The organism is Brachyspira pilosicoli, from assembly GCF_019402445.1.
Classification (GTDB): Bacteria; Spirochaetota; Brachyspiria; order Brachyspirales; family Brachyspiraceae; genus Brachyspira; species Brachyspira pilosicoli_B.
This window is the reverse complement of the sequence record NZ_SRZM01000132.1, coordinates 1-12220: the sequence shown is the minus strand read 5'-3', so window position 1 is coordinate 12220 and position 12220 is coordinate 1. Positions and strand designations below refer to the sequence as shown.

General features: G+C 26.2%; 10 protein-coding genes. 4 read left to right on the top strand and 6 right to left on the bottom strand.

Features of this window, described 5'->3' with window-relative positions:
• From E6A48_RS05370 to E6A48_RS05355, 4 genes are all read right to left on the bottom strand, one after another.
• The coding region (locus E6A48_RS05370; RefSeq protein WP_308461601.1) for a glycosyltransferase family 8 protein at positions 1-501 on the bottom strand (501 nt) is incomplete at its 3' end.
• 22 nt (positions 502-523) lie between these two features.
• Entirely contained in the window at positions 524-1516 is a 993-nt protein-coding gene (locus E6A48_RS05365; RefSeq protein WP_219709045.1) for a lysylphosphatidylglycerol synthase transmembrane domain-containing protein, read from the bottom strand.
• Between the two features lie 24 nt (positions 1517-1540).
• Positions 1541-3058 carry a DUF5312 family protein gene (locus E6A48_RS05360; protein WP_219709044.1) on the bottom strand — a complete coding sequence of 506 codons (1518 nt, stop codon included), beginning with the start codon at positions 3056-3058 and terminating at the stop codon, positions 1541-1543.
• Positions 3059-3109: 51 nt separating this feature from the next.
• Positions 3110-3826, bottom strand: a complete 717-nt coding sequence (locus tag E6A48_RS05355; protein ID WP_219709043.1) for a DUF4241 domain-containing protein — start codon at positions 3824-3826, stop codon at positions 3110-3112.
• A 243-nt stretch (positions 3827-4069) separates the two neighbouring features.
• Here E6A48_RS05355 and E6A48_RS05350 point away from each other — a divergent pair, with 243 nt between their 5' ends.
• The 4 genes from E6A48_RS05350 to E6A48_RS05335 all read left to right on the top strand — a co-directional run bounded on the left by E6A48_RS05350 (position 4070) and on the right by E6A48_RS05335 (position 10011).
• Entirely contained in the window at positions 4070-5179 is a 1110-nt protein-coding gene (locus tag E6A48_RS05350) for a chorismate mutase (RefSeq protein WP_219709042.1), read from the top strand.
• Positions 5172-5693 (top strand): shikimate kinase, encoded by a 522-nt coding sequence (locus E6A48_RS05345; RefSeq protein ID WP_219709041.1) that lies wholly within the window; start codon positions 5172-5174, stop codon positions 5691-5693. Before E6A48_RS05350 ends, E6A48_RS05345 begins: the two co-directional genes overlap by 8 nt.
• 573 nt (positions 5694-6266) lie before the next feature.
• Entirely contained in the window at positions 6267-7535 is a 1269-nt protein-coding gene (locus tag E6A48_RS05340; RefSeq protein ID WP_219709040.1) for a BspA family leucine-rich repeat surface protein, read from the top strand.
• 76 nt (positions 7536-7611) lie between these two features.
• Positions 7612-10011: a BspA family leucine-rich repeat surface protein gene (locus E6A48_RS05335; RefSeq protein WP_219709039.1), complete on the top strand. Its 2400-nt coding sequence runs from the start codon at positions 7612-7614 to the stop codon at positions 10009-10011.
• A gap of 232 nt (positions 10012-10243) precedes the next feature.
• Here the strand turns inward: E6A48_RS05335 and pyrF are convergent, their stop codons facing one another.
• The gene (gene pyrF, locus E6A48_RS05330; RefSeq protein WP_219709038.1) at positions 10244-11599 is read right to left on the bottom strand and encodes an orotidine-5'-phosphate decarboxylase; all 1356 of its coding nucleotides are present in this window, start codon (positions 11597-11599) and stop codon (positions 10244-10246) included.
• Positions 11596-12220 (bottom strand): dihydroorotate dehydrogenase (locus E6A48_RS05325; protein ID WP_219709037.1); only part of this gene is annotated, 625 nt, incomplete at its 5' end. The genes E6A48_RS05325 and pyrF, both read right to left, overlap by 4 nt.

Sequence of the window (12220 nt, the reverse complement as noted above, 5' to 3'; positions counted from 1 at the left end):
TTTTATATTAATTAACATAAGCCCTGAATTGAAATAATTATAAAAGAAGTTAAAATTAGTTTCTAAAATTTTAAAATGTTTAATATCTTTATCTTTTACAACAGCAGCTATATTATTAGTAATATCTAATTGAAATAAATCTTTTAAAGAATTAATAACTATCATATCACAGTCTAAATATAAAATTTTATCTAAATCTTTTATTAAAAATGGTATATCTAATTTTGAAAAGGCTTCTACACCCCATTGACCTGTAGTTTTTTCATTATGCCATTTTATAAATTTTTCTTTATGTATTGGTGTATAATATTTTAATTGAAAATTTTTTATGCTCTTTAATTCATTAATATAATTTTTATTTTCTTCAGACATAGAAGAAGTTATTATATGAAAAATAAATTCTTCATCTTGGTGTGAGTTCTTTAATATAGATACAATCAAAGCGGACATATATTCTACAACATTGTTATCGGCACAAAGACATATATTATATTCTTTCATATATTAAAAAATCCTTAAAAAATCATTGTTTTTGTGCAGTAGCATCTTTTAAGTTAACACCCATAATAAATAGGAATATAAATCCAATTATAGTAATAGGTACTATACCCATCATATGATAAACTAAAGCATAAGGAGCAGCCACTGTTTTTTCAACTCCTATTAATGAAAGACCAAAAATAATAGCCCATTCAAAAGGTCCTATTCCAGAAGGTGCAGAAGGTACAGCAAAACCAAAGCCTCCTATAGCAAATACAAATAATGCTATTATTGGAGAGGCCTTTATATTAAAAGCAGATAATAAAAAACCTATAGTAAGTATTTGTCCTATAAGATAAAGAATTGTATAGAAAAATATTAAAAATATATGTTTAGGGTCATTTTTAAAACCTATACCGTCTATAAAATTGCAAGAGAATTCTATTAGCTTTGAGCCAATTTTTTCAGGTAGTATTCCAAATACTTTATGAAACACTTTATGAGCAAATTCTTTCTGCCATACTAAAAACATTAACACCAAAAAACCAACTATTGATACAACAAATAAAGCAATTGCCGCATAAGTTACAGTTTTTGGTAGATTTGGAATAAATGCCACAGAAATAGTAAGTATAACTCCACCAGTAATAACATCAAATAATCTCTCCGTAACAACAGAAGCTATTAAAGCGGATTTACTAACATCTTCTTTAACTCCTAATATATAAGCACGTGCAACTTCTCCAAGTTTAGCAGGAAGTATATTATTAGCCATAAAACCTATATATGTAGCCATTACTACAGTTCTTTTTTTGATAGGCTTTTTTAAAGGTATAAAACATTCCCATCTTAAACCTCTAAGTACAATTATAACTACACTGAGTATTAAAGATATGATAAAATATGTTACATTAATATTTTTTACTACTTCAATAGAACCTTTTATATCAATACCTCTAAAAGCAAAGTATAAACATGCAATACTTATAATTATACCAATAGTAATATTAATAGCTGTTTTATATTTTTTATACATACGAACTCTCTAAATATTTATTTATTATCTTACAAAGTTTTTTAATAGTGATATAAAGTTTTCAAAATCATCAAGCATTTCTTTAGCTATATTTAAATTAAATCTTTCTAAAGTAGGTATTTTATTAGCATTAAGAACCTCATTTTTAGTGCCATTATTATAATCTTCTATAACATTTTTTACTATGCTTGTTAAATCTAGTACAGAGTTATAAGCATTAATAATTATCTTGTTTCCTTCTTCATCTAATTTTTTTACCATAGCTTCTATTAATTCTCTACTTGTTAGGGCTTTATTTTTTGTAATAGTCCAACCTTTAAATCTTTTGAAGTTTTCAGATTCTGGACTTAATTGTGCATCAAAATTAACAATTTCAGTATTAGAATCGTTTAAAGTATAGAATGCATCAAGTCCCATAGAATTTCTTTCTTTATTAACAAAATCTACACCCAAAAACATATCATTTAAAGGGGCTTTATATTTTATATCGAATATTTCTACAACAAAAGTTTTTATATATTCTAAAGGCTCTATACAAGTAAAAGTATTACATTCATATTTTTCTAGAACTTCATTTTTATCATCATTAATATTACTCATCTTCATTATTTCTATTCCACTAAAAGTTTTTTCTCTCATAGTGGTAATTTTATTAGCTTTTATTTCGGATACTATTTCATTCATATCTTTTTTTAGGTTATTTGTACAATCTGTAATATAGTTTACAAATATATTGACATTAGATGAGTTGGCAGAAGATTTATATGTGAAATCTTTTAATAAATAAATAATAATATCACTTAATAAATTTGGTGTTTGCAAATATTTTACTCTAGCTAAGAAAGTTTTTATATTATTTTCAGGTATTTCTGGTATACCTATATATTTTTGAAATATTTTTAAAGCAGTAGCTAGCTCTTTTCTTATTACTATACTTTTTACAGCTTCATCTAATCTTATTAAGTCATCTACAACTTGAATATTTGATGTGCTTTTAAATGTAGGGTTAGAATTATATGCTCCATCTACAAAAGAAGGACAAAATGCTCTTAAAAATAAAAAGAAATCAAAATTTGATATTGTAGCGAAGTCTTTAAGCAAATTAAATGTTAAATTGATTTCTCTGCCGTTATCGCTGCTAATAAACTTTTTGAACTTACTAAAATTGTTTTTTACATCATTAAATACATTATTGATTTTTTCTCCGCTATTTAGTTTTTCTGTCATATATTCTTTGTTAAGCGTGAGATATAGATTTTTCATTTCATCATTAAATGATACTTCTATTAAATAATATGAAAATTGTTTACCATCTTTAATAATAAACTCTTCTTTTAAAGAATGTAATAATGGTCCAATTACTTTATACATATCAAATACAAACTTAGCAAGCGTATCTGTTAAAGCTCCTGTTTTTAAATCTACAAAATGATATTTATTATTTTGTATTCTAGCAGCATATTCCTGCAAACGAACCTTTTCTACCAAGCTTGGAGTTCTTATATTAAAAAAATTGTATTTTATATAATCTAAAACATTCATATTATTCTATATACTCCTAATATTATATTAAATGTTTATATAAGAAAATTATTAATCATCAGCGAATAAATCTATAAAAACAATATATAAAGCACAAATTTCATTATTATCATCATATCCAAAATATGAAGGATAAAAACCATCACCATATCCGCTTTGAAATAAAACTATATTATATTTGCTTTCTGGTATATTAAAATTAAGCCAATCACCATATTCACTTTGATATTTAGGATATTTTTTAGCATTATCTTCTAATAGACCTGCAAATAAATCATCATATCTATTATAATCATCTCCCTTTGATTCTATTAATTTTTCTTCAAACTTTATAAAATCAGTAAGAGCATTATAATCACATATACAAGCCATACCCGCATCCACAGGAAATCCAAAAAAATCTCCATCTTCCACATTTTCTAACTCTTCTATACCAGTTAATGCCAAATCATAATATTTAGGTGCTTTGTCTGATATTTGAAGTTTTACAATAGCATATCTTTCTTCATCTTCTAAAACACCGGCAAATACTTTATATTTATTTGGTTTAATTTCTTGTATAAAGGATAAAGATTCTTCATCCAAATATGCTAATGGGTCGCATACTACAATTTTTCCGCTTTCTATATTAACTTCGCCTAAGTCTAATATTTCTAATTTTGCATCATTTATTTCTTTTTTTGTAAATACTTCTTCTAAATTATCTTGTGCTTTTAGCATATTTTTTATTTTAGAATATTGTTCAAGCCACTCTTTAGAAACTTGCATAGTATCCTCTGTAACAAAATAATTCTATATACAATAAATGAAATTTGTAGATATATTAAAATATAGTTGCATTTTATTTTATAGTAATAAGTAAAAAAGTCAACAAATTTAATTATAATGTAAAGAAAATTAAAATATGATATTATAGACTTTACAATTTTTAGGCATTTTGTATAATAATTATTATTAGTAGTAAGGATAATATTATTATTAATTTAATATATTTTATAACGGTAGGATATAATGGAAGAGTTAAAGGATTTAAGAAAAAAAATTGATGATATAGATAGAGATATTGTAAAGTTAATAGATGAGAGAATGAAAGTTAGTGTGAAAGTTGGAGAGATTAAGAAAAAAAATAATGCTCCGATATTCGACCCTAAAAGAGAAAAAGAAGTAATAGCAAGCAGAATAAATCTTCTTGAAAACAAAGAATTATCTAATTTAATTACTACTATTTATAATGATATAATGTACACATCAAAGCAGATTCAAAAGCATTTGATTGATAATAACACTAAAGAAAATAGTAATAAAAAAATAAAATACGATTCTGTTATAGCGTATCAAGGAAGAGAGGGTGGAAATGGATACGAAGCTGCTAAAAAATTTTTTGGCGATGAGGCTACATTAATAAAGAAAAAGAGTTTTGAAGATGTTCTTGAGAGTATAAGGAGTTCTGAGAGTTATTATGGTGTTTTACCGCTTGAAAACTCTTCTACAGGAATGGTTAATGAGGTGCTTGATATACTTGCTGATTATAATTGCAAAATAGTGGGTGAAGTTTATCTAACAATAGAATATGCACTTATGGCAAATAAGAATACTAATATAAATAATATAAAAAAAGTAATATCACATCATCAGGCACTAAAACAATGTTCTAATTTTATAAAAGAAAACAATTATGAAGAGATATTCTCTACAAATACTGCAGAGGCTGCTTTTTTGGTATCAAACAGCAATGATGATTCTATAGCTTCTATATCAAATAAAAATGCTTATAAGATTTATGATTTAAACATCTTAAAAGAAAATATTGAAAACATTAAGGGTAATACTACAAGATTTATAATAGTGAGCAATTATGATAATGCTTTAAACTCTGGAAATAAGATGACTATGAGATTTTTACTTCCGCATGAAAATGGTTCTCTTGCTGATGTTTTAGATAAGCTAAAGATATTTAATTTAACATCAATAGTAAGCAGGCCTCATATTGAAAGAAAATGGCAGTATTATTTTTATATTGATATGGTTGGAGATTTTGAGAGTGATGAGGCTAAGAATATTTTTGAAGATTTTAAAAACAGTGTAGAGAATTTTATAGTGCTTGGGGTTTATGATGAATGATTTAAAAAACACTATATTTATTATTGGTCTTCCTGGAAGTGGCAAGAGTGATTTATCAAAACTTTTAGCAGAATATATTAATTATACTTTTTTTGATATGGATAAGGTCATAGAAAGCAGAGAAAAAAAAACTATAAACAAGATATTTGAAGATAGTGGTGAAGAATATTTTAGAGAAGTAGAAAGCGATGTACTTGAAGAGTTATCTAATATAAAAAATGCTGTTGTATCTACCGGCGGCGGAGCAATATTAAAAGAAAAAAATAGAGTTCTGATGAGAGAGCGAGGCATAGTTATTTTTATAGATAGACCCGCCGAGCTTATAGTAAACAATATAAATGTATCAGAACGACCATTATTAGTGCAAGACAAAAATAAATTAATTGAGCTGTCAAAAAAAAGAGATGCTCTATATAGGGAATGTGCCGCTGTAATTTTTAATCATAGCACTTGGGATAAAGATATAAAAGAGACTTTTAAAAAATTCTATGAATGTGTAGCTTCTTATATTTAGTTTTTTAGAATAGTTAAATTTATAAAAAATAATAATGCAACGCACGGTAAATATGATTATATATATTATTTAAATTATATTATTATCAAATACATTAAATTAAATTTTCTTATCGTGCGGTAAATTATCAACAAATTTAAAAAACTCTAGGGTGGGCGCAAAAATAATAGTGTAGAACAAAAAAGAAAGATAATATAAAGATACCAAATAGTTATAAAAAGCCTTGAGGGCGGGGAGTGTAATTTAAATTTTTTATTAAATGCAGTTCTTTTGGTTCTTTTATACCAATACCGAGTAGGTGCCTATCGGCAAAAGAACTGGGGGGTTTACCCTACGGGTACGTTTCTCAGGGGGGCTAGCCCCTGCAAATATTTTAAATTAAAAAATTATATCAACTTTTTTTGCCAAAAAAGTTGCAAAAAGACAAATGTTATAATTGAAATGCCACACAATAAATAAACTTTGGTATTGTATTAAAAAATTGATATAAAATCTATTTCTTATATTTAGTATTAAAATTGAAAAATATATAAAGTAATATAGAATCATAAAAAACAGCAAGGAAACATAGTCATGAAATATAAACCTCAAACAAAAGAAGAATTGATAGATTTGATAGAAAAAAAGACAAAATTTAATAAAATAGATACAAGCCTAATAACAGATATGTCAGAATTATTTAAAGATTCTATGCTAAGAAATTTCAGCGGTATTGAAACTTGGGACACTTCTAATGTTAAAGATATGAGTTTTATGTTTTTCAGTGCTAAAAGCTTTAATCATGATATATCTAATTGGAATGTATCCAAAGTTAAGAATATGAGTAATATGTTCTGCCTTGCGGAGAAATTTAATCAGCCTTTGAATACTTGGGACGTTTCTAATGTTACTAATATGTCAGGTATGTTTTCAAGTGCTAAAAAATTTAATCAGCCTTTGAATGATTGGAATGTATCTAAAGTCATTAATATGGAACATATGTTTTGCGGTTGTAAACTTTTTAATCAGCCATTAAATAATTGGGACACTTCTAATGTTGAAAATATGAGCTGTATGTTTTTTGAAACAGAAAATTTCAATTTTCCATTGAATAGTTGGAATGTAGGTAATGTTATTAAAATGTATAGTATGTTTGCATGGGCTTATAATTTTAATCAGCCTCTTAATAATTGGAATGTTTCAAACGTGAAAAATATGAGTAGTATGTTTGGCAGTTCTGAAAGTTTTAATATGCCATTAGACAAATGGGATACCTCAAATGTAACAGATATGAGTTCTATGTTTTATAATGCTAAAAACTTTAATCAAAATATAAATACTTGGAATGTAAGTAAAACAGAAAAAATGATTGGTATGTTTGAGAATGCTTATAATTTTAATCAGCCGCTTGATAAATGGGATACTTCTAATGTTTTATATATGAACCGTATGTTTTTTAATGCTAAAAATTTTAATCAAGATATTGGAAGCTGGAATGTTTTTAGTGCAATTAGTATGTCATATATGTTTAGCGGTGCTGAAAGTTTTAATCGGTCAATAGAAAATTGGACTATTAATAAATCTTGTGATATTAAAGATATTTTTTTAAGTTCTTATAATGATATGAAATCAATATTGAAAATTTATTTTATTGCTAAAGGTAATTATAAAAAACAATTGCTTTCTATGCTTGAAAACTGCAATATAAAAGAAGTGTATAAAGAAGTTTTGAAATATAATAAATTAAAAGATTTTGTAAAGAAATTAGAAAATATTTATTATGAAGAATTAAAGGAACTCATTGAAAATAAAGAAAATATTTTAAAGGAATATAAACAAAATTCAAAAAATAAAATGATTTAGTTTAGTATTAAATATGTTATTTTAGTTTAATTATAATTTGATGTTGTATATATAATATTAATTAAAAGGAATAATTATGAAAAAATACAAACCTCAAACTAAAGAAGAATTAAAAAAATTGGTAGATGATGAAAGTATTTATTTGGGTGATATTGATACAAGTTTAATCACTGATATGAGCAGTATTTTTTATGAAAGTTTAAGGAAAGATTTTAAAGGTATTGAGAAATGGGGTACTTCAAATGTTAAAGATATGCATAATATGTTTACTGATGCTGTATATTTTAATCATAATATAGAAAAGTGGAATGTATCTAAAGTTGAAAATATGGGAGCTATGTTTTTAAGATGCCTTGATTTTAATCAGCCTCTTAATGATTGGAATGTATCTAATGTAAAAGATATGGGTGCTATGTTTGCTGGAGCTAAAAGTTTTAATATGCCTCTAAATAAATGGAATACTTGTAATGTTTTTGATATGAGGGCAATGTTTAATATGGCTTTAAATTTCAATCAGGATTTAAATAATTGGGACACTTCTAATGTTGAAAATATGAATGGTATGTTTTCGCAAGCAAAGAATTTTAATCAGCCTCTTGATAAATGGAATACTTCAAATGTAAAAACTATGAAGTTAATGTTTAATGGATGCATAAATTTTAATCAAGATTTAAATAGTTGGAACACTTCTAATGTTGAGAATATGCATGGTATGTTTTATGATGCCAAAAATTTTAATCAGCCTTTGAGTAATTGGAAAGTTAATAAAGTTATAGATATGAGTGAAATGTTTTCAAAAAGCGGTTTTCAGTATTATGATTCTTTAGATGATTGGAATATTGAATCTCTTGAGTATTTAGATGATTGGGCTGATATCATTTATAAGAATATAGATAAATTAACTCTGAAATGGATTTTATATTTATATGTTTTTGATAATGATAATAAAATTATTATTAACAAAATAGAGGAGAATATAAAAGAGATTCATAAAATAGCTTCAGAAAGTAATAATAAAAAAATCCAATCAGTAAAAAGAAAATTAGAAAACATTTATTATAATGATTTGAAAGAAGTTGTTAATTATGAAATATTTGACGCTATTGAAAAATATGAAGAAAGTATTAAATTAATAAAAAAAGATGAGAAAAAAGTTTCTTATATAGAAAATTGTAATGTATTAATAAAAGATAAATCAAGAATAGTTGATGAAAAAATCATAAAATATATATACTTAAAATATTTAGAGTTAAAAAGAGATGTTTATTATTTGACTGAAATTGATTCTATAATTGATTTACTTGACAAAGAAAGTTTTTTAAGTTTTGCTAAAAATATTTATATAGAAACTCATAAAGAAACTTCTGCCATTGTTTATAGTTTGTATGGCGGAGATGAAGCTTTAAGAGAAATATACAAAAAAGAGAAAGACTCTAATTTCTTCTTAATAATTTTATCATCAGTAAAAACAACAGAATACAGTATTGAGTTATTATATGATATTTATTCAAAAACTAAAAAATCAGAATTGAGAGAAGAGGCTTTTTATTTAATAAATAATAAAATATCAAAAAAAATAGGGCTTGATATTGATGATTTAGAATTGAAGTTTAGTTCAAATTTTGGATTTGATGCAAAGGGAGAAAAAATTATTAATGATGATTATAAATTAATTTTGAATGCTGATTATTCTGTAAATGTATTTGATGTAAAAAATAATAAAGAATTAAAAACTACTCCTAAAAATTTAGAAGAAAGTATAAAAGAAGAAATTAAGCATATAAAAAAAGAAATACCTAATATAATAAAAAAACTTTCTCTAAAATTGACTAAATCATTGATGTACGAAAAGAAATATAATTATAGTTTTTTCAAAGAAGTATTTATTAACAACCCTATAATGAATAAATTTTCTTCTTCACTTATATGGAATTTGTATGATAAAGACAGTAATTTTATAACTACATTTAGATATGCAGGTGATGGAAGTTATTCAAGTTGCGATGATGAAGAAGTTAAAATTGACAACGACAGCTTTATAAGTTTAGCAAGCCCAGCAGAAATGGACGATGAAACTATAAATAAATGGAAACGTCAATTAGAAGACTACGAACTTAGTCAGCCAATAAATCAATTAACTATAATAAAATTAGATAAAAATAATTTAGAAAGCGAGATAAATAAATTACAAAACGTTGAAATATCTTATGGCAGTTTTAAGGCTTTTGGTGCTAGGTATTCAATGAATCCTAATTATTTAGATTTTTGTGTAGTTGGAAATTATAATTTAACACTAGAAAATGGAGATTCTTTTGAAATAAAAACAAATGCTAATAATAAAATTGATTACAAAGACAAAGTAAAAATAAACATTAACTTTTATAATGAAAATAATAAAAAAGTTCAGGATAGATTTATTTACACATTACTTATTTTGATGATTTTTGATCTTAGGGTTACTGATATATTTGCTTAAATAAAAAAAATTATTTTGAAGCCCGCCCTTTATTTTTATAGATTATTTTAAAATTCTAATTTAAATTATTTTTACTGCCTGTTTAAAAATGTTAACGCCCGCCCAAGATTTTTTAAATTTAAAACTTTACTCTACGCACGGTAGGCTGATATTAGTTTTTTGCTTCATTGCAATTGTTAATAAAATTTATACTTTAAAATTCGTTTACCGTGCGGTGCAATTTTTTCAATAATCAAACATTCCAATTTTCTGGGTCTTTGTTCCACTCTAAAGCTTTCTTCAATTCATCTTCGCTTATATACTTCTCATCTTTTGCTATTTCCATTAAAGAAGAGAAATTAGAAAGAGAAGAGAATTTTATATTTGCTTCTTCAAAGTTTTTCTTAGCCTTTTCAAACTCATAAGAGAATATTGAAATAATCTCAAGCCCAATAGCTCCTTCCGCTTTAGCTGCCTCAAATGCTTTTATAGAGCTTCCGCCTGTTGAAATTAAATCTTCTATAAGTATTAATCTTTTGCCGTTACAATCAGCTCCTTCAATCTGTCTTCCTCTGCCATGCTCCTTTTTCTCTGCTCTAATATAACACATAGGCTTATCAAGTTCATATGCTATAAAAGATGCCCAAGGTATACCAGCAGTTGCAGTACCAGCTACTATATCAAAATCTTTTAATTTTAATATGTTTACGAAAGATTCAACTATCACCTTTCTATATTCAGGGAAACCTATTACATATCTGTTGTCGCAATATATAGGACTTTTTATTCCAGATACAAAAGTAAAAGGTTCTTTAACATTAAGTTTAACAGCTTGAGATGAAAGCAAAGCCATAGCTATCTTTTGAGCCTTGCTTTTTTTATTGTGCTCCATACCCTCAGCAATCTCTTCAACAATCATTCTGCAAGCTTTAACTCTGTCTTCGCTTCTTGTGATAGGGCGTCCAACTACAAGATAATCGCATCCATTTTCTATAGCCTCTTTTGGTGTCATAATTCTTTCTTGGTCATCAACACTAGCCCATTTAGGACGAACTCCAGGACACACTGTTCTAAATCTCTCACCGCATTCTTTTTTGATAATAGCAGCCTCTTTAGGTGAACATACAACCCCATCAAGTCCAGCCTCTTTTCCAAGTTTTGCCCAATTAACAGCTAAGTCTTTTAATGCTATGCTTGAAGTGAACATATTTTTTACATCATTTTCTGAAAGACTAGTTAAAACTGTTACACCTATTATTAAGTTTTCTTTGTTTAATTTCTTTATCTCTTCAACAGTCTTTTCCATCATCTTTTTTCCGCCGCTTGTATGCACATTAAACATAAATACATTCTGTTTAGCAGCAAAAAGTGAAGCCATAGCTGTTGTATTTGGTATGTCATGAAATTTTAAATCTAAAAATACTTTTTTGTTTTTATTAGCCAAATATTCTATTATCTCACCTTTAGTATATAAAAATAATTCAAGCCCCACTTTATAAAACACAGCCTCATCGCCAAGTTCATCTATTAAAGCCACCGCCTCAGACATAGAATTAAAATCTAATGCCACTATAAGCCTATCTTTTGGATTATTGTCTGCTATTATCATAAATGTGCTACTCCTATTAAATCTTTTATATTGTTTATATTATTTTCTTCTAGATAATTGTTCATTTGTTTTATTATTTCTATTGGAAGCAATGGGTTAGAAAATATACCAGAGCCTATAGAAACAACTGAAGCACCAGCCATTATAAACTCTAAAGCATCTTCATATTTTTGAATGCCTCCCATTCCAACTATAGGTATTTTAACAGCCTTGTAAACTTGATAAACCATTCTCAAAGCAATAGGCATTATAGCCGCCCCCGAAAGCCCTCCAAAAATGTTGCCTAGTAGTGGTTTTTTTGTTTTTATATCTATCTTCATAGCTAAAAAAGTATTAACTAGAGAAACACTGTCAGCACCAGCATACTCTACAGATTTTGCAATGCTTATAATATCAGTAACATTTGGAGATAATTTCACTATTAAAGGCTTTTTTGTTAATACTTTTTTTACTTCTTTTGTAGTTTTCTCAGCACTTTCACAGCTTGCACCAAAAGCCATACCGCCATTTTTTACATTAGGGCAAGATATATTAAGCTCTATAAAATCAACTCTCTCTATCTCATTAGCAATCTCTGCCACTTTAACATATTCTTCTAATGTGCTTCCATTGATATTTAAA

Excerpts from the sequence above, each read along its gene's own strand:
- E6A48_RS05355 (WP_219709043.1), bottom strand. The coding sequence starts at position 3,826 with ATGCAAGTTTCTAAAGAGTGGCTTGAACAATATTCTAAAATAAAAAAT.
- E6A48_RS05360 (WP_219709044.1), bottom strand. The coding sequence starts at position 3,058 with ATGAATGTTTTAGATTATATAAAATACAATTTTTTTAATATAAGAACT.
- E6A48_RS05340 (WP_219709040.1), top strand. The coding sequence starts at position 6,267 with ATGAAATATAAACCTCAAACAAAAGAAGAATTGATAGATTTGATAGAA.
- E6A48_RS05345 (WP_219709041.1), top strand. The coding sequence starts at position 5,172 with ATGAATGATTTAAAAAACACTATATTTATTATTGGTCTTCCTGGAAGT.
- E6A48_RS05335 (WP_219709039.1), top strand. The coding sequence starts at position 7,612 with ATGAAAAAATACAAACCTCAAACTAAAGAAGAATTAAAAAAATTGGTA.
- E6A48_RS05365 (WP_219709045.1), bottom strand. The coding sequence starts at position 1,516 with ATGTATAAAAAATATAAAACAGCTATTAATATTACTATTGGTATAATT.
- pyrF (WP_219709038.1), bottom strand. The coding sequence starts at position 11,599 with ATGATAATAGCAGACAATAATCCAAAAGATAGGCTTATAGTGGCATTA.
- E6A48_RS05350 (WP_219709042.1), top strand. The coding sequence starts at position 4,070 with ATGGAAGAGTTAAAGGATTTAAGAAAAAAAATTGATGATATAGATAGA.